We start from the raw sequence: 22444 nt of genomic DNA on the forward strand, positions 1-22444 counted from the left end.
TTTTGTGGAAATTTGCGTCTCCCGAGCAATATAGGAAGCCCGGGCGAAAAAAAAGCCGTCCTGCTTTTCGGGCCACGACGCAAAAACCGCAATCGGTTCAAGCGCCTGTACCCAGGAGCAGTCCGGCCTGCGCGCCCGCCGTAAAGTTACGGGCGAAAGCATCAATTGTGCTGACTGGGAGCATGTCCCCGACATGGCCGCAGCGATGCCACGACCTTGGTCGTCGCGCAATCTCAACCATTTGTTAACCTTAACAAAATCGCTTGGCACGAAATTCGCTACACAACAAGTAACAGACGTTCGGATGGACATGATGTCCCAAAAACGAACATGGAGAACGATGCTATGAAGAGCATGGCCGGACTGGAGATATATGCCTATTGGGACACGCTGCGCGGCAATAAACCTGCGCCCCGCCGAGAAGACTTCGATCCCACAAAGCTGAAACATCATCTCGGCGACCTCTTCATCCTGGTGGACAAGGGAGAAAGGACGCCATTCTTCCGCCTTGCAGGCACGCACCTGTGCGACCTGTTCGGCCGGGAATTGCGCGACAGCCCGTTCTCGGATCTGTGGCCGGCGGCAAGTGCCACCTTCCCCTGCCGTGTCGCACGCGGCATCCTGCAACATCAATTGCCCGTGGTGTTCGATATAGAAGCGGAGGACGACCATGGCGCGGCGTCGCTTGCTTTCGAAATGCTGCTGTTGCCGCTAAGTTCGGATAATGACACAGCCCCGAGATTGCTCGGAGCGCTGCTGCCGGAGCGGCCCCGTCACGAATTCGCAGCACCGATCAGTTGCCTCGTCATGAAAAGCAGCCGCCTGCTACGCATGGATATCGCGCCGACAACGTATTCTACGAATGCGCGAACCGCTGTCATGCCGCATGCGGTAACCCGCTGACTGCCGCATCCCACCCCGCATGTTGAGGGTGGATCGGGTATGATCGCGCCGGAATTTCGTACGAAATACGTCAAAGCTGTAACGATTTTGACGATTGCAAAAATTGTAAGGGTTAAACAATACAGTCTGTTAACCCGGGCGGCGTAGAGATTTGTCATCATCACTGGTTACAATTGCGCTGCCATGTTCTCATCACGTTCGGTCAACACTGCCCAAACCCTGCGTCCGGTTGAAGAGGTTCACTTCGACGATCCCGTCCGTGTGTCCTTCACCGGCCGCCTCATGTTGCCCGATCACCAGGAATATGATTGCACCGCAACCGAGATGACCGCCGAAAGAGCGCTGTTCGCCTGCTCGGGCATTGCGCGCAACGGTGATCGCGTCATCTCCTATCTCCAGCATATCGGCCGCATCGAAGGAACGGTTACGGCGCTTACCGCGTCGGGCTTCGTCATTGCCATCAATGCGCCCGAACGCAAGCGGGAAAAGCTGGCCGCCCAGCTCGCATGGATCGCCAAGCGCCAGCTGCTCGGCCTGCCGGAAGACCGCCGCCACGACCGCCTGACACCACGCAATACCCGGGCACATCTGATGCTGGAAGACGGCGTGCTTCTCGCCTGCCGGCTGATCGACCTTTCCTTGTCGGGCGCAGCCATCGAGATCGAAAACCGACCTCCACTCGGCACCAGGGTCCAGCTTGGCAAGAACATGAGCGGCAAGATCGTACGCCACTTCATGGAAGGCGTTGCGGTAGAATTCGACCGGGTCCAGTCGCCCGACGCCCTGATCGAATTTCTCTAGATCATCTTTCAGTAATACCGTGGAGCGGTATGTCCGTGCGGCAAGTGCGGCATTCGCCAGATCTTGTCACGGCTATCGCTTTCCGGCGCTCCGGCCGTGAGCCGGAATACAGCCAGCCCAGGTCTCTTGGCCGAAAAAACTTTTCCCGCCACGCAGGCGCACATCGATCCGATTCCTGCTCAAGGCCGGAATAATGGGAGCAGACTGCTTTCGTCTACAAAAATGCCGCTCGTGCATTTGCGCTGACAGTCTAAAATACTGCTTTCCAGCACTTGGGATTCCGTTGAAGCTGACTTCCGTGCTATCCGGTCAGAGTGCCCGGCGCGCTCCATTTCGCGTTAGTTCTCGCGCAAAACCGCACTGGAAAATCCCGTTCCAGGCATTTTTTCCAAGAAAAAAACAGTTTTCTTGAAGTTTTTTTCGCTGCCTTTTTGCCCTGTCCCGACTTGAAACACCAATCCCAAAACGGGAAATCCGCGTCTTCGATACGCTCCGCAGCCTGACTACCCAGCATCGCAAAAATATCTCTGTGGCGAAAATCGCTTTCAATACAGCGGCCTAAATGGCTACCAAAAACCTAAGGTCGAGATGCGTAAAATTGTAATAAAATTTGCTTCAAACACGCGTAAAAACTAACTCGAATACAGTTCAAAACAAGCGATAATTTGCTGAAATATAAGCTAAAATTGACACGCGCATCTTTCCGCGGGGTCAAAATATACATGCGAGTGTCTCCTCAACACGGGGAGACAAGCAATGAACAAAAACAACCGTTTCGGTTTCTTTCTGATCGCATTCATCGTCAGCGCCATCGCCCACCAGGCCAGCGCTTCGCCATCCGCCGCCATGCGCGTGATCGGCAAGGCCAACCCGCCGATCGGCCACTACGAGTTCTGCCAGACCTATCAGAGCGAATGCCAGCCGACATCGCTGGACAACGGCCCGATGAAACTGACCGAAGAGCGCTGGAAGACGATGCTCGACGTCAACTATACCGCCAACACCACGATCACGCCGATGACCGACATGGAAATCTACGGCGTCGAAGAGCGCTGGGCCTACCCCACCACGGTCGGCGATTGCGAAGATTTTGTGCTTCTGAAGCGCAAAATGCTAATGAACAAGGGCTTCTCCGCCAACAACCTGCTGATCACGGTTGTTCTGCAGCCGAATGGCGAAGGCCATGCAGTTCTGACCGTTCGCACCGATCGCGGTGATTTCGTCCTCGACAACATGCGCAACAAGGTCATGAACTGGTCGGAGACCGAATATACCTACCTGAAGCGTCAGGACACCGCCAATCCCGGACGCTGGGTGAAAATACAGGATGGCCGCGCCACCACTGCGGTTGGCGGCATCAACTGAAGCCATCCAAACCCACGCAAATACCGTCTCCCCAAATGATAAAGCCGGCTCCGCAAGGAAGCCGGCTTTTTCATTTCAATCACATCCATTGACGATTAGAGCAGGCCTAGCTCGGCTAGTTCCCGCTTGAGGTCGGAGGGCATCTCCTCGCCGCCGAAATCACCGCCGCCGAGATCGCGTGGGGCCTCGTTGTCCTTGAGGTAGCGCCAGCCCTGAAACGGCCGCTTCGGCGCAGGCGACGTCTCGATCACCTCGGGGCCGAGAATGAGATCGCAGCGGGTAATCCCGTCGTCGCCCTTGAAGGAACGTATGTCGAGAAGTTTCTGCCGTGCCTGCACCTGGCCCTTGATGACCCAATAGAGCGAACCGCCTTCCAGCAATTCTTCAAGCCGTTTCGGGATCATCCGCGTGGTGTGGACGCTGTGCGGCTCAAGGCCAGCGGCGATCGCGGTCAGCGAGCGATGCGCGACCCAGTCTCTCAAATCCTGGAGTGAATCCGCGCCGACGCAAAGTTTTATAAGATGTAGAGGCATGTGCTTATGAATGCCTTTTTGCGTCGGGCGTCAAGCATGTGGACCATGCCTGACGCCCTGCCCGCTCAGCATTCCACAACGTTGACGGCAAGACCGCCGGTGGAAGTTTCCTTGTACTTGTCGCTCATGTCGTTGCCGGTCTGGCGCATGGTTTCGATACAGGCATCGAGCGGCACGAAATGCTGGCCGTCACCCTTCAGCGCCAGGGAAGCCGCCGTTACCGCCTTCACCGCACCCAGCGCATTGCGCTCGATGCACGGCACCTGCACCAGACCGGCGATCGGGTCGCAGGTCATACCGAGGTGATGCTCGAGCGCGATTTCGGCGGCATTCTCCACCTGTTCGGGCGAACCGCCCATGACGGCGGCAAGGCCTGCGGCCGCCATGGCGGCAGCGGACCCAACCTCGCCCTGACAGCCGACCTCGGCACCTGAAATAGATGCATTATGCTTGATGATGCCGCCGATCGCGGCCGCCGTCAGCAGGAAATCGCGAACATCGTCAACGGTCGCATCCTCGTGGAAATGCCGGAAATACCGGACTGTCGCCGGAACGACGCCCGCAGCGCCGTTGGTCGGCGCTGTCACCACGCGCCCGCCCGCAGCATTTTCCTCGTTCACGGCCATGGCATAGACGCTCAACCAGTCATTCGCCATGACAGGATTGAGCCGGTTGCTGCGCCATTCCTCATTCAGCTTCTCGTAGATGGAGCGGGCACGGCGGCGCACCTTCAGGCCACCCGGCATGATGCCGTCCACCTTCAGCCCGCGCTCGATGCAGCCGTTCATCGCCTCCCAGATCTGGTCGAGGCGCTCGTTCAGCTCGTCGCGAGAGATCACCGTTTCTTCGTTTGCGCGCTTCATCTGGGCGATGGTGCGGCCGGAGCGGCCCGCCATCTCAAGCATTTCCCGCGCCGTGGCGAACGGATAAGGCACACGCGGACCATTATCGATGGTCTTGCCGCGCTGCTTGATCGCCTCCAGTTCCGTATCGGTCACGACGAAACCGCCGCCGACGGAATAATAGATGCGCTTGAGAAGCAGCCTGCCCTGATTGTCGAAGGCGGAAAAGGTCATGCCGTTGGCATGGCCGGGCAGCGGGTTCTTCTTGTCGAAGACCAGATCCTCGGCTGGGTTGAACTCATAGGAGGGGTGGCCGGGTGGCGACACGGTACCGGCCTTTTCAACCTTTTCGATGATCGGGTCCATGGCGTCGGGGTCGACGAGATCCGGCCGCTCGCCCGTCAGGCCGAGGATGACCGCACGGCCGGTGCCGTGGCCAATGCCGGTAAAGGCAAGCGAACCGTGCAGGCTGACCTTCAGGCGCGACACGGAAGCACCCGCCGGACGCGGCCATTCATCACCGAGGATAAGCGCAAGAAAGCGGTTCGCCGCCGTCATCGGCCCCATCGTATGCGAGCTGGAAGGACCGATACCGATCTTGAAGACGTCGAAGACCGAAAGAAACATGAGGCTTACCTTGAATAAGAATGGATTCCACCGCCATCATATCCAAAGCCGCGACGGATCGCCACAAAAGAGCGGCACCGGCTTTTGCAGCTGCGACATACAGGCCGCAGAAACGAAAACAGCACGGTTTCCAGAGGAAACCGCGCCGTTTCAAAACCCGTCATTCATGAGAAGTGCTTATGGGCTGCCAAAAATGTACGTCAATGCGAGAAATGCGGCAAAGCCTGCAAGCGCGCGCAAGGTGACGGCCCAACAGGATTTCTGAGCGGTTTCTTCCATGATTACTCCAGCTATTCACTCTCCGGGCGATCTTCAAGACCGGGCCCGTTGGGGGAAGCATTTATTAAAATCCGGCGCAGAACGCAAATGCAAAAAGCGGCTAAATGAAGGCGTTTTTGACGGGCTGCCATTCGTCAGCTGCATAGGTGTGTGAAAAAACAAGGCTTTAGATCGGGGCTTTCGGGTTACCCCTTTTTGCCGTTCGCCTCAATTTGAACCAAAGTGTAACTGATTTATGAAGGTTTCGCACAAACGCCTGTTGAAGCCAGCGGCAATCGGCATTCCAGAGTTGAATTTCAGTGTCCGGACTGTTGTGCCTTGAAAGCCTTTCGGCTGTGCCTTATCGACACAAAACGGCAACGGGATTCGTCATTACATGCAGCAGGCATCATCTTTTCCGGACCGCGAGACGGTCGCATCGAAACTTGCCTCGCTTGCAAGCGAGGACAAGGCGTGGGTGCTGCTTTTGATGGAAAACGTGTTGCAGGATGAAAACCTGCTGGCCGGCCTCAATCTCTATCTCGATCAACAGGCCAATGCCCGCTTCCTCAACAGTCTGAAACTGGAGACATCAGGCGAATGGCTGGGCTGTAACGCCCCTGCCCGCCTGCAGATACGCATCACGGAAGCGGCCAAGGCCAGCCAGCATCCTGCCTATCTGGCCTTCCGCAAGGGACTGACGGCATCGGCAGGCCTCGAAAAAGCCTACCCCAAGGCGCCGATCTGACTTAGTCAGGCACCCTGTCGACGACAGCGATAATTGGCCCCATGGGAAACAGGGAATCGCGCCTTTTCATCGCAGGAATGTCGACACTGGAAATCGTCCCGTCGAGATACAGCGCGTTTGGCGCATCCAGCGCATCCCTGAACAACGTCGCGAAGTCGTAAAAACGCACGGTGTTTTCCGAAATCGCGAAATGCACCGTGCCGTCGCGCGACACGCCGACGCCGTTGCGGCGTTTCAGGCTGTCGCTATCGGGCAGAAATCGCGGATGCAGCTTTCCATCGATCACCAGCATCGGGCCGGACTGGGTGGCAAAATCCGGCTTCAAGCCGGCAGAGACATAGGCCCGCGTTTCCAGAACGCCCGCCATTGCACCCTTCAGATAAAACACGCCATTCGGCAGAAGATGGAAATTGCCCCACCCGCCGCCGGTAATAATCGGCGAACGTTCGACGCCGTTTTCGACAAAGAGGCCAACGGGAGAATAGTCGGAATGATACATGCCGCCATTCATGGCGAAGACGCTGAACATGTGCTGCCGCCACAGGGCGGAGGAGAGATCGGAGAAGGAGCGATATCCCTCACCCGAGACATGATCGCGGTCGTAAATCCGGATCATGCTTTTCGCCGGATCGAAACTGCAGACGATGTAACGTCCGCCCGCATGCTCCATGGTTTTGCAGAAATCCACCTGTCCGCCCGCCTTAGCCGAAAACGGCAAAAGCAATGGCAGCAGCAAGCTAATCAGTCTTTTCGTCACCAGTCTTTTCATCAACGCCCGCTCATGCCCTCTCGCCCCATCTTAGTACGGCGCGATTCTTACACATGAACTGTGACGGTGAAATCAGGTCAAAGAAAAGGCGTCCCCTTCATTCAGGGAGACGCCAGACCTTGGAGGGGAGAGACTTAGCGACGCGCGGCGCGGTCTACGCTACGACCTGCGTCCTGCGTGGCGTCCACTGCATTTGCCGTATCCCGGCCAACGCCGCGAATGGTATTACCGCAGGAACTCAAGGTCACGACGGTCAACAAAGCCACGAAAACTGTCGAAAGAATACGTGTGATCATTTGAAATAACTCCCCTATGACTTGCCGTCCAAAGGCAAGCGCCGATGTGATATGCGTCACAATAACGTGAGCATTGGAAATCGGTTCCACCGGCGTTTGAAAAAATCCCGTCGGTGAAAATTAACATGGTTTTGAACTTCGCGAGGGAAACTCGGGCGCAGGGATCATGATCGGGAAAATCGTGTGGGTGACATGACTGAGATAAACAATCGGCTACTGGTGATGACGGCGGGGGGCTGAACCCCAATGTCATGATCAATGCGCTGGCCGCCCGGTTTCCGGATATCCATGTCATCGTGGAGCAGGCGGAAAGCAAATCGGCCATTCTGAAAAGACGGGCGCGGCGGCTCGGCTGGATGACAGCCGCAGGCCAGATGGCGACGATGATCGCCTCCCGGCTCGGCAAACGCTTCACTGTTCGGCGCACCAATGAGATCATTGCCGAACATGGCCTCTCTGCCGATCTCGGCCAGGCAGTTCCTGTTACACACGTTGCCTCCCTGAACGACGAAGAGTGCCACAAGGCCATCAACACCTTGCAACCGGCGGCGATCTTCACCATTTCCTGCCGCCTTCTGACACCGGCAACCCTTAAAGCCCTGCGCTGCCCGGTCATCAATTTCCACGCCGGCATCAATCCCGCCTATCGCGGCCAGATGGGCGGTTATTGGGCGCTGGTGGAAAAGGACCGGGGTAATTTCGGTGCGACCGTGCATCTGGTCGACAAGGGCGTGGATACCGGCGCAACCCTTTACGAAAAGCGGCTGAAGCCCTCGCCTTCCGATACCATAGCCACCTACCCCTTGCTTCTGACCGCCGCCTCGGTCGATATTGCGGTCAGCGCTATCGAGGACGCCCTTTCCGGCAGCCTTGCGCCGCAACCGCCCTTGCCTGGCAAATCGGTGCTGCGGTTTCCGCCGACGATCTGGACATGGCTGTGGAACGGCCTCACCAAACGTGTCTGGTGAGAACAAACAGCCATTGCCGCCAGCCAAACGCATGAAATCAAGCTTCGTCGCAGATGCAGGGCTGTCTTGCCGCAACAGGCAAAGACGTGGGCAAAAAACCGGTGCATGATAAGGAAAAGGACCAAATAAAATTGCACGATATCTCGACCTCTCCCGCCATTGCCGCCTCCATTGAAGCCTCACCCGCACAGGTGCTCGGCCCGGCAAGTCTTGCCGGTATCTTTCCACAGGGCGTGCGTGTTTATCTGACAGACACCGGACAGGCCTCGCAGGACAGGCTGGTCGACGCTGCAAAACATCTTCGCGATCTCGGCTACACACCAGTGCCGCATCTCGCGGCACGGCGCATATCGTCTCGCGTGGAATTCGAGGAGCAGGTGAAGCGGCTGGCAGGCGAAGCGGGTGTGTCGGATGTGCTGGTAGTCGGCGGTGGCGTCGCCACACCGGCTGGTCCCTTCGCATCCAGCATGGATATGCTGTCGACCGGCATCTTCGATCGCTGCGGGATCAATCAGATTGCAATCGCCGGCCATCCCGAAGGCAGCCCCGATTTCAGCGAAGAGACGGCTACGGCCGCCTTGAAGTTGAAGTATGATTTTGCCGAAAGAAGCGATGCGGCAATGCGCATCGTCACCCAGTTCGGCTTCGACCCCGCGCGCTTCATCGCCTGGGCGGAAGGACTTGCCGCCTCCGGCATCGACTTGCCGGTGCATATCGGCGTCTCCGGTCCGGCCAGGATCACGACGCTGCTGAAGTATGCAGCACTCTGCGGCGTCGGCAATTCCATTGCCTATCTGAAAAAAAACGCGCTCTCCCTGACGACGCTGGCCAAGGGGCATTCACCGGAAAGCGTGGTCGGCCCTATCGAACGGCACTGGCAGGCAAATCCGGCAGGGCCGATCCGGCAAATCCACGTTTTCCCATTTGGTGGGTTACAGAATTCGGCAGACTGGCTGGCCGGTCGTGGAAGCTGGCAAACCGGCGATGCGGACTTTTCTGCAAAGCGGGGCACGGTAGCGATCTAGGCCCACCTTTGCCTATGGCGCGACGGACGCTCGCCGTCGCGCATTCCCGTTATAAAGATCTACCTCAGGCCGCCTTGGCGACCTCGACAAAGGCGTTGCGGATGCTTTCCGCGACCGCAAGGATGGGGCGCGAGGGTCTTTCGCCCGTGATCAGGCGAATATCGAAATAACCAAGTTCCGGCAGGCCTTCCTTGTCGCTCAGAATGACCATGTCGTTCTGCACATAGGAGCGCGGCAGGGGTGCGATGGCGAGATCGGCGGCAATTGCTGCGCGCTGCGCCATGGTATGGCCGCTGAGATAGGCCACGCGGAAATTGCGACCCCGCTTTTCAAGCGAGTTGATCGCTTCCGAACGCCAGATGCAGCCCTCTTCCCAGATCGATATAGGCAGCGGATCGCGCAGATAGGCCGTACCGCATTTTGCCCCGGCCCAGACGAGACGTTCGCGCATCAGCACCTCGCCCGTATCCCGCAGCGGATGCGACGCACAGTTGACCAGTGCCAGATCCAGCCGCCGTTCATCCATGCGCTTGTAGAGATTGGAACTGGAATCGATCGTGACATCGATCATGATGCCGGGGAAAACCTCGGCAAAACGCTTGAGGATACCCGGTAGCAAACCGCGCTCGCCAATATCTTCCGGCGCACCGAGCCTGACGACGCCAGACAGTTCAGGCATGACGAAACGCGACACGGCCTCGTTAGACAGCGCGATCATGCGGCGCGCATAGGTAAGAAGCGTTTCGCCATGGGCCGTCAAAGTAACCGAGCGGGCATCGCGCAGGAACAACGTCGTCTTCAGCTGTTCCTCCAGCTTCTTTATCTGCATGGAAACGGCGGACGGCGTTCTGAACACCACCTCTGCAGCGGTGGAGAAGTTCCCGGTCTCGGCAATCGCGACGAAGGTTCTCAGAATGTCGTTATCCAGCAGCGGCAGCGGTTGGCGGAAAGTTACGGTCATGGCACGAACCTTCAAATATTTTGATTTATAGATGGATATCATTTCGTTTGATTGAATGTCAACACAGGCGCACCATCCGGGACATCGAATGACAGGGCAACTAACGCCTTGTCGGAATGAAGCGCTGGCCCATCACGGAATGACAGGAATTCCGGCAGGCGGCGAACGCGATTCATTCCTAAAACTGATGAATGACATAAAATTCATTCCCTTGTTTGATGAGATATGTAAGCGCATACCGAAGTCGTAAACAGGATCGTGGTTCACGAAAGGAACAAGACATGGCCATGATACATTATCACCCCGCAGCGAGCCGTTCGTCGCAACGCCCCTCGACCGGTAGCTGGCTCCAGCGCCTGTCCGGCCAGATTTCCGCTTTCCATACGTCATGGAAGCGCGCAAGAATGCTCCGCGCGCTGGAAGGTTTGCCGCCTGAAACATTGAAGGACATTGGATGGCCGACAACCGACAGCAATCGCATCAGGGTCGTCCGCAAATGATGCGCAACCCCATGGCTCGCAACCGTCCCAGGACTTGCGAGCCATCCCCGTCAATCCCGAGACGCCCCGGCAAAGGCGTAAAATGACCTGCCTGTTTTACATGCGACACGACGCCCTTTAAAAAGGCTTGTCGCAAATTTTGCATATTTCAAAAGCTATTTTTTGACAGCCCGGATTTCACGGCGTATTTTTCGTTAAAGATGTCGGAAACAGGACATCCAGAAGACCGATTCCAAGGGAGGAATTGCGTATTCGCAACGGAGCACGGGCAAATGAGCAGGAACTCCCAGAAGAAACGCTCAATCGTCTTTTTTCTCATTCCGCAATTTACCATGCTGCCGTTCGCCGCAGCGGTTGAAACGCTTCGCATCGCCAATCGCATGCTGGGGTATCAGGCTTACGAATGGCGCCTCGCCTCGCTCGACGGCCAGAAGGTCATGTCATCAAGCGGCATCTGTCTTGAGGTCGACACCTGTCTTGCCGATGAGCGCCGATATGTCAGCGGCGAAAACCGCGTTGAAATGGCGATCATCTGTTCGGGCATCGATGTCGACCAGCACATCAACAAATCCGTCAATGCCTGGCTGCGTGAAGCCTATAATCGCGGCATCGCCATCGGCAGCCTCTGTACCGCCGCGCATATCCTCGCGCAGGCCGGTCTCTTAAATGGCAAACGCTGTGCGATCCACTGGGAGAACCTGCCTGGTTTTTCCGAGGCCTTCCCGCAGGTGGAAGTCTATGCCGATCTCTTCGAGGTCGACAGCAACATCTATACCTGCGCCGGCGGCACCGCATCGCTCGATATGATGCTGAGCCTGATCGGTCAGGATTTCGGCGAAAATCTTGTCAACCGCGTCTGCGAGCAGCAATTGACGGACCGGGTGCGCAGCCCCAACGACCGCCAGCGCCTGCCGCTGCGTGCGCGCCTCGGCGTTCAGAATAGCAAGGTCCTGTCGATCATCGAATTGATGGAAGGCAATCTGTCCGAGCCGCTGTCGCTGCTCGACATCGCCGATGCGGCCGATCTGTCGCGCCGACAGGTGGAGCGTCTCTTCCGGCAGGAAATGGGCCGCTCACCCGCCCGCTACTATCTTGAAATCCGCCTGGACCGCGCCCGCCACCTGCTGGTGCAATCGGCCATGCCGGTGGTCGAGGTTGCCGTTGCCTGCGGTTTCGTCTCCGCTTCGCATTTCTCCAAGTGTTATCGCGAAATCTACAATCGCACGCCGCAACAGGAACGGGCGGAACGCAAGCTGCTGATCAGCGCTTCGCGGATGGCAACCGCGAGCCAGGGCAAAGCCGCGCACTGACGCGGCTTTAAACCTCTAGGGCGAAAAAGCCCTCGCTTCAGGAATGAAAACCTTTCCTCCGTCATGCCGGACTAGATCCGGCATACAGCCACGACGCGTCTGCGCAGCGAAAGGTATCTCCTGCGATCAAGTCCGGTGACGGAGTGGACACCAGCTCAAGGTCACGCAAACGGCCGCACCGCGTGGGCGAGATCTTCTGCCGTCATACCTGCACCAGCCCTGCTGCCCGCCACGCCATGTAGCCAGACACCGGCAGCGGCGGCCTCAAAGGCAGGCGTTCCCTGCGCAAGCAATGCGCCGATGATGCCAGCCAGCACATCGCCTGACCCCGCCGTCGCAAGGCTCGACGGCGCATTGGTATTGACCAGCGCGCGGCCGTCCGGCGCGGCGATGACCGTATCCGCCCCCTTGTAGACCAGCACTGCGCCGCTGCGCGCCGATGCGGTCTGCGCCTTCTCGATCTTGCTCAGTGACGTGTCAGCGGCGAGATCGGGAAAGAGCCGAGCAAACTCGCCCTCATGCGGCGTCAATACGAATTTCCCCGCGCCTGAAATCATCCGGTCGAACAGGGTTTCCGGGCAGTCCTTGAAAGCGGTGATCGCGTCGGCATCCAGCACCACCACCTTGTCCCCGAGCAGGGACACGAATTGCCGCGCCTTTTCGAGATCGCCGAAACCGGGACCGAGGACGAAAGCGCCGTGGCGTTTGTCGTCCAGCCAGTGGCGCAGATCGTCCGCATCATCCAGACCGGAGCTCATCACCGCCGTCAATGTCACCGAAAGCACGTCGAGCGCCTGCTTCGGCGCGGCAATGGTGACGATGCCCGCCCCCGCCTTCAGCGCTGCAATTGCCGTCATGCGGCTTGCTCCCGTCGCATGTGGCGGTCCGGAAAAGACGGTCAGATGCCCACGGCGGAATTTATGCGTTTCCATTTCGGAGCGGGGCAAGGCGTCGCGCCAGACAAGTGGATCGTTTTCCGCAACCGATCCCGCATGAGCGGCGAGAATACGGGAGGGGATACCGATATCGAACACCTCAAGCGTCCCGCACAGTTCCCGCCCCGGCATCAACAGATGGCCGGGTTTTCGCGCCATGAAGGTTACGGTCCGCACCGCCTTGAACGATGCGCCCAGAGGCACGCCCCTCCTGCCGCAAAGACCAGACGGCAGATCGACGGCGAGAACCGGCACGGCTGCATGCGTCACCGCATCGATCACGCGCCGAAGCTCCGACGGAATCTCGCGGGACAATCCGGCACCGAACACCGCGTCAATCACCACGTCACCAGCCATGGGCACATAGTCGCCAAGCGGCAGGGCTGTGGCGCCGCTGCCCTCGAAAGCCGTGCGGGCATCGCCTTTCATGGCCGTAACGTGGCCAAGATGATGAACCGCAACTGTCGCCCCGCTTTGCACAAGCGAGCGTGCCGCAACGTAACCATCACCGCCATTATTGCCGCCTCCGCAGAGCACGACGAAACGCAGCGCGTCCGGATAGTAGCGAAGGGCCGAAGCAGCGACCGCCTGCCCTGCCCGCTCCATAAGATCGTATAGGGGAATGCCGGATTGACCTGAGGCCGCATCGATGCGGGCCATCACAGCAGGGTCGATAAGAGCGAGATTCAATAGGGATTTCATGGAGCGATCATCCCTTCAAAACGCCGGAAAGGCAATCGATACAAAAATAAGCAAATGGCTGCGGCGAAATAATAATCAAATGCATAAAATATAAACAAATCAACAACACGCCGTCAGTGCATTCCGAAATATTCAACATAACTAAAATAAGGAAAACCGACAGAATTGATGACGGATTTTTCGGGTTTTGGCGAGAAATTGGCTGGAAAACCACAAAAAGCGAATGCATTTTGTGCCAGAAAGCCGGGCAAGCGAAGTTTTTTCTTCAAGCCCGCTTCCGATCTGGCACAATACGTGCATTCTTGTGGCAGAGCGGGAATAACCTGCTTTAACGGGAGAAGCGGAGAGATATTTTCTCATGAAAAAGATCGAAGCGATCATTAAGCCTTTCAAGCTCGATGAAGTGAAGGAAGCCCTTCAGGAAGTCGGACTTCAGGGAATCACGGTCACGGAAGCAAAAGGCTTTGGTCGTCAGAAGGGCCACACGGAACTCTACCGCGGAGCAGAGTACGTTGTGGACTTTTTGCCGAAAGTGAAAGTCGAAGTCGTACTGGCGGACGAAAATGCGGAAGCCGTCATTGAGGCTATCCGCAATGCGGCACAGACCGGACGTATCGGCGACGGAAAGATTTTCGTTTCCAACGTCGAGGAAGTCATCCGAATCCGTACCGGTGAAACAGGCGTGGACGCCATATAATCGGAACCAGGTCCTGAGCCGGGGAGGCTCAGGTTTTTCACCTCGTCACCACCACACTCAAGGAAAACGTTTAAATGACGACCGCAAACGATATCTTGAAGCAGATCAAGGATAACGACATCAAGTTCGTGGACCTGCGCTTTACCGACCCCAAGGGCAAGCTGCAGCATGTCACCATGGATGTTGTCTGCGTAGACGAAGACATGTTCGCCGATGGCGTCATGTTCGACGGCTCCTCGATCGCCGGCTGGAAGGCCATCAACGAATCCGACATGGTGCTGATGCCCGATCCGGCAACTGCCCATACCGATCCGTTCTTCGCCCAGTCGACCCTCGTCATCCTTTGCGACATTCTCGACCCGGTTTCCGGCGAAGCCTATAACCGCGACCCGCGCGGCACCGCCAAGAAGGCAGAAGCCTACCTCAAGGCCTCCGGTATCGGCGACACCATCTTCGTTGGCCCCGAGCCAGAATTCTTCGTCTTCGACGACGTGAAATACAAGGCAGACCCTTACAACACCGGCTTCAAGCTGGATTCATCGGAACTGCCGTCCAACGACGACACGGATTACGAAACCGGCAACCTTGGCCACCGTCCGCGCGTCAAGGGCGGTTACTTCCCGGTTCCGCCGATCGACAGCCTGCAGGACATGCGTTCCGAAATGCTGACGGTTCTCGCTGAAATGGGCGTCGTCGTCGAAAAGCACCACCACGAAGTCGCCTCCGCGCAGCACGAGCTGGGCGTGAAGTTCGACACCATGGTATCCAGCGCCGACAAGATGCAGATCTACAAGTACGTCGTGCACCAGGTCGCCAATGCCTATGGCAAAACGGCAACCTTCATGCCGAAGCCGATCTTCGGCGACAACGGCTCGGGCATGCACGTGCACCAGTCGATCTGGAAGGGCGGCAAGCCGACCTTTGCTGGCGACGAATATGCCGGCCTGTCTGAAAACTGCCTGTACTACATCGGCGGCATCATCAAGCATGCCAAGGCCATCAACGCCTTTACCAACCCCACCACCAACTCCTACAAGCGTCTGGTGCCGGGTTATGAAGCTCCGGTTCTGCTGGCCTATTCCGCCCGCAACCGCTCCGCATCGTGCCGCATTCCCTTCGGCTCCAACCCGAAGGCAAAGCGCGTCGAAGTCCGCTTCCCGGACCCGACCCAGAACCCCTATCTCGGTTTTGCAGCCATGCTGATGGCCGGCCTCGACGGCATCAAGAACAAGATCCATCCCGGCAAGCCGATGGACAAGGACCTTTACGACCTTCCTGCCAAGGAACTGAAAAAGATCCCGACCGTCTGCGGCTCGCTGCGCGAAGCGCTGGAGAGCCTCGACAAGGATCGCAAGTTCCTGACCGCCGGCGGCGTGTTCGACGACGACCAGATCGACTCGTTCATCGAGCTGAAGATGCAGGAAGTCATGCGCTTCGAAATGACCCCGCATCCGGTCGAATTCGACATGTACTACTCGGCCTGACCGGCATTTGGGACGCCTTTAGAGGCGTCCCTTCCCGCTCGGCGGTTTTCCCCTGGAAAGCCGCCGTTTTCTTTTGATGCCCAGCCATGTCGCGAACAATGTCGATCAAGCCAGCCTCTCAGCAAACGCGCCTCACGGACTGGCTCATCTTTCTGGCGGTACCGTTCTTTTTCTCCAGCAACATCATTTTCGGCCGCGGCGTCATCGGCGAGGTTTCGCCCTTCATTGCCGCCTTCATTCGCTGGATCGGATCGAGCCTCATCATCGCTCCGTTCATGATCGCCGACTGGCGGAACTGCCTCGCCTTCGTGCGCCAGAAAACGCTACTCTGGCTCGTTCTTGGCATTCTCGGCATGGGCGTCTGCGGCGGCGTGGTCTATTGGGGCCTCACAATGACGACGGCTGCCAACGGTACGTTGATCTACACGACTTCGTCGCTATTCATCATCCTGTTCCAGCGCATCTTTCAGGGCCGCCCGATCCGCAGGCTCGAAGTGGCGGGCATGATCATCGCTTTTGCGGGCGTGGCGGCAATCGTGCTCAAGGGCGATATGTCCGCTCTCTGGCAGATGAAATTCAACATTGGCGATTTTGCCATTCTGACGGCAGCGATTGCGTTTGCGGTCTATTCGCTGCTATTGCGCGATCCCGAGGCGCGGCAGATGGCCTCGTTCAGCCTTTTCGGCCTCATCGCCTTCTCCGGCGCGCTGGTCCTGCTCCCGCCGGCAGCGGTCGAACTGGCGCATGGTGGCTTGCTGCCGGCCACGGCCATCGCCTGGGCCAAGATCGGCGGCATCATCCTGTTCGCCTCGCTGCTTGCCTTTTATTGCTTCACCCATACGGTCCGCGTTTTTGGCCCCGCCACGGCAGGCATCACGCTTTACATGATGCCACCCGTCTCGATTGTCATGGCCACGCTTTTCCTTGGTGAAACGTTTGAAACATATCACGCCATCGGCATCGTGCTGGTTACCGGCGGCGTCGTCATCGCCACCGCACCGATCGGCCGCAGGGTCGCTTAAGAGCATCAGGGGAAAAAGGGTCGAATACCGCTAGCCCTTGATATTTCCCATTCCGCACCCAACTATTAGTGGGAAAGGAAGTTCATACCATGAAACAAAGAGACGCAAAATTTACGCTTGGCGAGATCGTCCGCCACAAGGTGTTTCCGTTCCGCGGTGTGGTGATTGACGTGGATCCGGAATATGCCAATACGGAAGAGTGGTGGAACGCCATCCCCGCCGATATTCGCCCGGAGCGCGACCAGCCCTTCTACCATCTTCTGGCGGAAAACGATGAGACGGAATATGTCGCTTACGTTTCCGAACAGAACCTCGTCCACGATGAAAACGAGGCGCCGCTCCGCAACCGCAATATCGAGCGGATGTTCGACAAGGCGCCCAACGGCGAGTGGCGGCCGAAGATGTCGCTGGCGCATTAGCGCACGCCCGATTTGACAACAATCATAAGGGCGCTGTGCGCTTTGACTGAAAATACGTCGGATCAAAACCGCGCATAAAAAAACCGGCCTGAAAACAGGCCGGTTTTTTCGTGTTCTCGTAAAGAGATCAGGGCTTCGGCGCGCCCTTTGCGGCGTCCTGAGCAGCTTCCAGCTTCTTGCGAGCCTCTTCGGCCTTTTTCTGCATGCCTTCCTGAAGGCTGCGCTGGCTTTCTGCGAGCTGCGACTGGGTGATAGCCGCACCGTCATAAGCGCCGGTAAAGCCGGTAAGCGCGATCTTGATGGGGTTCGGCGCGCGGCGGAAGTTGATCGAGGTGAAGACGATCTCGTTGCCCTTCTTCAGCGACGCAATCATGGCGTCCGTCAGCGGAACTTCGGCCGTGCACTTGTCGGGAAGGCAAACAGCGTAATCGAGCTTCTGACCCTTGCCACCGTCGATCTGCATCATCACACCCGGGGGAATGAGACGCGCGGTCGGAACGGAAACCTGGAGCAGCTTGCGGTTGACCTTGCCCTCGACAGTGATGAGGCCGACGGCAGTGATCATCTGGCCGTTCTGGGCAAGAACCACGTTCTGCACGACGCAGACATCGTTGTCTTCCTGCTTGGAGCAGGTCTTGAACCAGCCGAGCGGCGGAGCGCCAGCGCCCTGATTGGCGGGAGCATCCTGTGCCTGCGAGATGGCCGGAGCGGAAACCGCGCCCAGGGAAAGAACGAGAGCGGACAGAGCTGTCCGGATGAATGTGTTTGCCTTTTGCATCATAAGAGTTCCGTCTCCTGAATGTCTGCCAGAACAGAACCGCGGGTCCTGCTCGCCGATGGCGGTATCCTTCTGCCCGTTCAACTGTCGTTTAAATGAGGCAAATGCGTGACCCGTCTCTTCCGGCCACCCTGTTACATGCCGTTCGCGGCGATATCCAGCACTTCTTTAACTTTTTCTTGAGGCAACCCAAGATTTCCCGCCCTCACATGGGTCCAGCCATGGGCTTGTGCTACATATTCGCCAGAATCATAACAAAAAACCAATCATGACGATAACCGACCACGACGACAAAACGGACCGACAGTTGAGACAGGATAGTGACATGCGCAAGCTTGCGGCCCTCATCCCCGCATTGTTTCTTTGGGGAACGGCCCTGCTTTCTCCGGAAATTGCCTTGGCGCAGCCGCTTCACGGCATTTCCATGCACGGCACGCCGGAACTTCCCGCCGACTTCCGGCACTTCCCTTATGTCAATCCGGACGTGAAAAAAGGTGGTCGCATATCCTACGGTGTCGTCGGCACCTTCGACAGCCTCAACCCCTTTGTTCTCAAGGGAATGCGCACCACGGCGCGCGGCGTCTGGGATCCTGAATTCGGCAATCTCCTCTACGAGCCGCTGATGCAGCGCTCGAGCGACGAGCCTTTCAGCCTTTACGGCCTGCTTGCGGAAACCGTGGAGTGGGACGAGGAACGCACCTTCACCCAGTTCAACATCAATCCCAAGGCCAAGTGGTCGGATGGCGAGCCGGTAACGCCTGACGATGTTATCTTCACATTCAATCTCCTGAAGGAAAAAGGCCGTCCGCCGTTCAACAGCCGTCTAGACGGCGTGGCGAAGCTGGAAAAGATCGGCGAACACGGCGTCCGCTTCACCTTCAACGAAAAGGCGAACCGCGAAACGCCGCTCATTCTCGCCTCTTCCACCCCGATTTTGCCGAAACACGCGATCGATCCGGAAAAATTCGAGCAGGCGGGCCTCGGCGCTGTTGTCGGGTCGGGTCCATACCGAATCAAGACATTGCGGCCGGGTGAACGAATCATCTGGGAGCGGAACCCGGACTATTGGGGCAAGGATATCCCGAGCAAGGTCGGCTTCGAGAATTACGACGAGATCAGCATCACCTATTTCCTTCAGGTCACCACCATGTTCGAGGCCTTCAAGAAAGGCGATATCGACATCTATCCCGAAGGCGACGCCATCAACGGCACCTCCGATACGTCCCATTGGGGCCAGGCCTACAACTTCCCCGCCGTTCATCGCGGCGATATTGTCAAGGATGTGTTCCAGCCACGTCTGCCATCGGGCATGTTCGGCCTTGTCTTCAATACCCGCCGCGCGGTCTTTGCAGACGAAAAGGTGCGCGAGGGCCTGTCCTATGCACTCGATTTCGAGTGGATGAACAAGAACATTCTCGGCGGCGCCTTCAAGCGTACGCAAAGCTACTGGCAGAACTCCGCGCTCGGTGCCTATGGCAATGCCGCAGATGAGCGCGAACTTGCGCTGCTTGGCGATGCGGCCAAGAGCATGCCGCCGGAACTTCTGGCGGGAACCTACGCCATGCCCACCACCGACGGGACCGGCGCGGACCGCAAGGTCCTGAAGCTCGCCGTCGATAAGCTGAAAGAGGCCGGATACAGCATAAAGAACGGCAGGATGTCCGACGCCAATGGCCGCCAGCTCGCATTCGAAATCATGACGCAGAACCCGGCGCAGGAACGCATAGCGCTTGCCTATCAGCGTTCGCTGAACCTGATCGGTGTCGCCATGGGCATCCGCTCCGTTGACGATGGCCAATATCAGGCACGCTCCAACAGCTTCGATTACGACATGATCATCCGGTCCCTACCCTCATCGCTCTCGCCCGGCGCCGAGCAGCTCAACCGCTGGAGTTCACTGTCGCGGGATGCGCAGGGCAGCTTCAACTATGCGGGTGCGGCCAGCCCCGACATCGACCGCATGATCGAGGCCCTGTTGCAGGCCCGATCCACGGAGGATTTTCAGGCGGCAGTGCGTGGTTATGATCGTCTTCTCGTCGCCGGCCACTATGTCATTCCGCTCTACTACATCGGCGCGCAATGGATAGCCCGCTGGAAATATATCGACCGCCCGGATATGACCCCGATATCAGGCAATCAGAAACAGACCTGGTGGGATGCGCGGGCGCAATAACCCGCCCCTGCCCGGTCCAAGACAACGGAAGATAAAGCCATGGAACGCATCGTTATCGACGTCGTATCGGATATGGTCTGCCCCTGGTGCTATCTGGGCAAGGCAAGGCTCGATCTTGCCATTGCCGAGGTGCAGGACGAAATCAGCGTCGACGTGAACTGGCGACCTTACCGGCTCAACCCGGATTACCCGCCTGAAGGCGTTGACCAGAAGGCCGCGCTTGAGGAAAAGCTCGGCAAGGAGCGTCTCGAGCAGGCCCATGCCTCGCTGGTGGAACTCGGCAAACAGGTCGGCATCCACTACGATTTCGATGCAATCAAGATTGGCCCGAACACGCTCGACGCACATCGCCTGTCGCTCTGGGCCCATGCTGAAGGCCGTGACGTTCAGGAGAGGATCGTCACCGCTTTGTTCAAGGCGAATTTCGAGGAAGGCCGCAATATCGGCGATCACGCCGTGCTGACCGATATCGCCGAAAAGGCGGGCATGGACGCCAAGGTGGTAACACGGCTTCTGGCGTCGGATGCAGACAAGGACACGGTGATTGCCGAAATTGACGCGGCGCAGCAAATGGGTGTTTCCGGCGTACCGTTCTTTATCGTTGACCAGAAGTACGCCATCAGCGGTGCACAAACGCCTGATGTATTGATTGCTGCACTGCGGGATATTGCAAAAATCAAGGCGGACGAGCATAAGTCGATGAACTGACGGGCGAACACCGGCAGCTTGCCGTAATCGATAAACTGTTGGTGTTTTCCCGTGTCCGACCAGACCCTGAAAGGCATTCTGCTTGCCTTTGCCGCCTTCGCTGCCTACGCTTGGAGCGACGCAAGCGTTAAACTCATAGAAGGCCAGATTTCGCCGATCGAATCGGCCTTCTTCGGCGCCCTGTTCGGCCTCATCGCCCTGCCCTTCATCCGCAAGCGCAATGATCGCTGGGTGGATGTGGTGAAGACGACCAACCGGCCTTTATGGATCATCCGATTTTTTGCCGCCGGTACGGGTGCCGTCGGCAGCGTCACCGCTTTCACCCATCTTTCTATGGCCGAAGCCTTTGCGCTGATCTTCCTGCTTCCCTCGTTCGTCACCATCATGTCGGTGGTGTTTTTGAAGGAACAGGTGGGCATCCGCCGCTGGTCTGCGGTCATCATCGGTTTCCTCGGTGTGCTGGTCATCCTGCGGCCGGGTTTCCGTGAACTCGGCATCGGCCATATCGGCGCCATCATCGGTGGCTTCAGCGGCGCACTCAGCATCGTCATCTTCCGCGCCATGGGTCCGTCGGAAAAGAACGTCTCGCTGTATGGGGCCGGCGTACTGGGCTGTCTTACCATCAGCGGCATCGCCATGGTGCCGACCTTCATCATGCCGGGCGGCGAACAATGGTTGCTGCTGGCGGGATACGGCCTGCTCGGCGCGCTTGGCAACGTGCTTGTCATGTATGCTGCCCAATATGCACCCGCCGCCATGATCGGCCCAACGCAATATAGCCAGATGCTCTGGGCCATCCTGTTCGGTTACCTGATTTTCGGCGACCGTATTGATGGCTGGATGTTGATGGGCATCGCCCTGATCGTCGGCTCCGGCCTGCTGACGCTGATCCGCGAGAAGCAGCGAAAAGTGCCGCTTCCCGCCTCCATCGCCGCAACCGACCAGAATGTGGCTGTCGGGATCACGCCGGAAGACGAGCGCTAAAGTCGAAAATGCATGAGAACCAGCGACGCATGTTTGCGTCGCTGGCATGGCATTCGATCAATCACAAACCCTGACCCGATACATGTCGCCCCAGGCGTTCTGTCGCCAGGCCACGTGGCAGCGAGGATAAACCGGCTGGTAAACAACAGGCGGTCCATAAGCTGGCGCGGCGTAGACGGGTGGACCGTAGGCCGGTGCATAATAAGCGGGGCCATAAGCGTAACCGGGATGTCTTGCCCCGGCGATGAGCGCTCCGCCAATGATCGTTCCTGCGATCCCGGCGGCAAGGCCGCGGCCGAAATTATTGCGCGCTTCCGCCTGACTGGTGGTGGCAATTGTGGTGCCCGCAATTGTCAAAGCAACCAGACTAGCGGTGGCAAACCTGTTGATGCTGGTCCACATCGTCCTGCTCCTTCAAGACCCGGCGGCTTTACGATCCGCCGCACCGGGTATGAAGGAAAGATTACGCCCGCGAAGACTACCGATACACGTCCGTTTCGTTACATCGCGGTAATTTTCGCTGAAGGCAGTGAGTGTAGTTTTCGAGGGATTGGCTAACGGAAATGAGCCGAAGATGGGTGTGGTTTACCCCCCTCTGCCCTGCCGGGCACCTCCCCCAAAGGTGGGGAGATCGAT

Annotated in this window: 24 protein-coding genes and 1 pseudogene; 16 read left to right on the forward strand and 9 right to left on the reverse strand. The window is 57.9% G+C overall.

Translation table 11 applies throughout. The features are described 5' to 3' along the window. Nucleotides 1-345 precede the first annotated feature (345 nt). From RBH71_RS20905 to RBH71_RS20915, 3 genes are all read left to right on the forward strand, one after another. Entirely contained in the window at nucleotides 346-903 is a 558-nt protein-coding gene (locus RBH71_RS20905; protein WP_003515691.1) for a PAS domain-containing protein, read from the forward strand. Nucleotides 904-1086: 183 nt separating this feature from the next. Continuing rightward, nucleotides 1087-1704 (forward strand): PilZ domain-containing protein, encoded by a 618-nt coding sequence (locus tag RBH71_RS20910; RefSeq protein WP_003515693.1) that lies wholly within the window; start codon nucleotides 1087-1089, stop codon nucleotides 1702-1704. 756 nt (nucleotides 1705-2460) lie between these two features. Next, entirely contained in the window at nucleotides 2461-3069 is a 609-nt protein-coding gene (locus RBH71_RS20915) for a transglutaminase-like cysteine peptidase (protein ID WP_019566128.1), read from the forward strand. Nucleotides 3070-3164: 95 nt separating this feature from the next. On the opposite strand, the gene RBH71_RS20920 is transcribed toward RBH71_RS20915, so the two are convergent. Together RBH71_RS20920 and RBH71_RS20925 are read right to left on the reverse strand one after the other, a co-directional pair. Next, entirely contained in the window at nucleotides 3165-3602 is a 438-nt protein-coding gene (locus tag RBH71_RS20920; protein ID WP_003515697.1) for a DUF1489 family protein, read from the reverse strand. 65 nt (nucleotides 3603-3667) lie between these two features. Then, on the reverse strand, nucleotides 3668-5071 hold the full coding sequence (locus RBH71_RS20925; protein ID WP_013636313.1) for an L-serine ammonia-lyase: 1404 nt from the start codon (nucleotides 5069-5071) through the stop codon (nucleotides 3668-3670). On the opposite strand from RBH71_RS20925, the gene RBH71_RS20930 reads away from it, so the two are divergent. Then, entirely contained in the window at nucleotides 5070-5336 is a 267-nt protein-coding gene (locus RBH71_RS20930) for a hypothetical protein (RefSeq protein ID WP_019566127.1), read from the forward strand. The genes RBH71_RS20925 and RBH71_RS20930 overlap by 2 nt on opposite strands. Before the next feature lie 390 nt (nucleotides 5337-5726). Then, nucleotides 5727-6077, forward strand: a complete 351-nt coding sequence (locus RBH71_RS20935; RefSeq protein ID WP_003515702.1) for a hypothetical protein — start codon at nucleotides 5727-5729, stop codon at nucleotides 6075-6077. A gap of 1 nt (nucleotide 6078) precedes the next feature. On the opposite strand, the gene RBH71_RS20940 is transcribed toward RBH71_RS20935, so the two are convergent. Then, on the reverse strand, nucleotides 6079-6846 hold the full coding sequence (locus RBH71_RS20940; protein ID WP_003515704.1) for a phosphodiester glycosidase family protein: 768 nt from the start codon (nucleotides 6844-6846) through the stop codon (nucleotides 6079-6081). Nucleotides 6847-6980: 134 nt separating this feature from the next. Next, a complete protein-coding gene (locus RBH71_RS20945) occupies nucleotides 6981-7142 on the reverse strand; it encodes an entericidin A/B family lipoprotein (RefSeq protein ID WP_003515706.1) in 162 nt (53 codons plus the stop codon). A gap of 192 nt (nucleotides 7143-7334) precedes the next feature. Here RBH71_RS20945 and RBH71_RS20950 point away from each other — a divergent pair. Both RBH71_RS20950 and RBH71_RS20955 read left to right on the forward strand, forming a co-directional pair. Continuing rightward, nucleotides 7335-8110: pseudogene (locus RBH71_RS20950) on the forward strand (formyl transferase). 131 nt (nucleotides 8111-8241) lie between these two features. Continuing rightward, a complete protein-coding gene (locus RBH71_RS20955; protein WP_244420498.1) occupies nucleotides 8242-9135 on the forward strand; it encodes a methylenetetrahydrofolate reductase in 894 nt (297 codons plus the stop codon). Nucleotides 9136-9199: 64 nt separating this feature from the next. Here RBH71_RS20955 and RBH71_RS20960 read toward each other — a convergent pair whose 3' ends face one another. Then, nucleotides 9200-10138: a LysR family transcriptional regulator gene (locus RBH71_RS20960; protein ID WP_003515711.1), complete on the reverse strand. Its 939-nt coding sequence runs from the start codon at nucleotides 10136-10138 to the stop codon at nucleotides 9200-9202. A 239-nt stretch (nucleotides 10139-10377) separates the two neighbouring features. Here RBH71_RS20960 and RBH71_RS20965 point away from each other — a divergent pair, with 239 nt between their 5' ends. Continuing rightward, nucleotides 10378-10596, forward strand: a complete 219-nt coding sequence (locus RBH71_RS20965; RefSeq protein WP_003515713.1) for a hypothetical protein — start codon at nucleotides 10378-10380, stop codon at nucleotides 10594-10596. Between the two features lie 272 nt (nucleotides 10597-10868). Further along, complete coding sequence (locus tag RBH71_RS20970) at nucleotides 10869-11906, forward strand: GlxA family transcriptional regulator (protein ID WP_003515714.1); 1038 nt, start codon at nucleotides 10869-10871, stop codon at nucleotides 11904-11906. A 161-nt stretch (nucleotides 11907-12067) separates the two neighbouring features. Here RBH71_RS20970 and RBH71_RS20975 read toward each other — a convergent pair whose 3' ends face one another. Both RBH71_RS20975 and RBH71_RS20980 read right to left on the reverse strand, forming a co-directional pair. Beyond that, nucleotides 12068-13543 (reverse strand): NAD(P)H-hydrate dehydratase, encoded by a 1476-nt coding sequence (locus RBH71_RS20975; protein WP_323687481.1) that lies wholly within the window; start codon nucleotides 13541-13543, stop codon nucleotides 12068-12070. A 113-nt stretch (nucleotides 13544-13656) separates the two neighbouring features. Then, nucleotides 13657-13812: a hypothetical protein gene (locus RBH71_RS20980; protein ID WP_003515718.1), complete on the reverse strand. Its 156-nt coding sequence runs from the start codon at nucleotides 13810-13812 to the stop codon at nucleotides 13657-13659. Between the two features lie 89 nt (nucleotides 13813-13901). Here RBH71_RS20980 and RBH71_RS20985 point away from each other — a divergent pair, with 89 nt between their 5' ends. The 4 genes from RBH71_RS20985 (at nucleotide 13902) to hspQ (ending at nucleotide 17165) form a co-directional block, all read left to right on the forward strand. After that, a complete protein-coding gene (locus RBH71_RS20985; RefSeq protein ID WP_003515720.1) occupies nucleotides 13902-14240 on the forward strand; it encodes a P-II family nitrogen regulator in 339 nt (112 codons plus the stop codon). Between the two features lie 74 nt (nucleotides 14241-14314). Then, entirely contained in the window at nucleotides 14315-15724 is a 1410-nt protein-coding gene (glnA, locus tag RBH71_RS20990) for a type I glutamate--ammonia ligase (RefSeq protein WP_003515722.1), read from the forward strand. Between the two features lie 98 nt (nucleotides 15725-15822). After that, the gene (locus RBH71_RS20995) at nucleotides 15823-16746 is read left to right on the forward strand and encodes a DMT family transporter (protein WP_003515724.1); all 924 of its coding nucleotides are present in this window, start codon (nucleotides 15823-15825) and stop codon (nucleotides 16744-16746) included. A gap of 89 nt (nucleotides 16747-16835) precedes the next feature. Continuing rightward, complete coding sequence (hspQ, locus tag RBH71_RS21000; RefSeq protein ID WP_003515726.1) at nucleotides 16836-17165, forward strand: heat shock protein HspQ; 330 nt, start codon at nucleotides 16836-16838, stop codon at nucleotides 17163-17165. 127 nt (nucleotides 17166-17292) lie between these two features. Here hspQ and RBH71_RS21005 read toward each other — a convergent pair whose 3' ends face one another. Then, nucleotides 17293-17946 (reverse strand): invasion associated locus B family protein, encoded by a 654-nt coding sequence (locus RBH71_RS21005; RefSeq protein ID WP_003515728.1) that lies wholly within the window; start codon nucleotides 17944-17946, stop codon nucleotides 17293-17295. A gap of 322 nt (nucleotides 17947-18268) precedes the next feature. On the opposite strand from RBH71_RS21005, the gene RBH71_RS21010 reads away from it, so the two are divergent. The 3 genes from RBH71_RS21010 to RBH71_RS21020 are packed head-to-tail and all read left to right on the forward strand — an operon-like array spanning nucleotide 18269 to nucleotide 21808. Next, the gene (locus RBH71_RS21010) at nucleotides 18269-20116 is read left to right on the forward strand and encodes an extracellular solute-binding protein (protein WP_003515730.1); all 1848 of its coding nucleotides are present in this window, start codon (nucleotides 18269-18271) and stop codon (nucleotides 20114-20116) included. A 39-nt stretch (nucleotides 20117-20155) separates the two neighbouring features. Next, a complete protein-coding gene (locus tag RBH71_RS21015; RefSeq protein ID WP_003515731.1) occupies nucleotides 20156-20824 on the forward strand; it encodes a DsbA family oxidoreductase in 669 nt (222 codons plus the stop codon). 51 nt (nucleotides 20825-20875) lie between these two features. Further along, nucleotides 20876-21808 (forward strand): DMT family transporter, encoded by a 933-nt coding sequence (locus RBH71_RS21020; RefSeq protein WP_003515734.1) that lies wholly within the window; start codon nucleotides 20876-20878, stop codon nucleotides 21806-21808. Between the two features lie 57 nt (nucleotides 21809-21865). Here the strand turns inward: RBH71_RS21020 and RBH71_RS21025 are convergent, their stop codons facing one another. Continuing rightward, a complete protein-coding gene (locus RBH71_RS21025) occupies nucleotides 21866-22210 on the reverse strand; it encodes a hypothetical protein (protein WP_003515735.1) in 345 nt (114 codons plus the stop codon). Nucleotides 22211-22444: the final 234 nt, after the last annotated feature.

Source organism: Rhizobium sp. AN68 (assembly GCF_030758035.1).
In the GTDB taxonomy this organism is placed as follows: Bacteria; Pseudomonadota; Alphaproteobacteria; order Rhizobiales; family Rhizobiaceae; genus Agrobacterium; species Agrobacterium tumefaciens.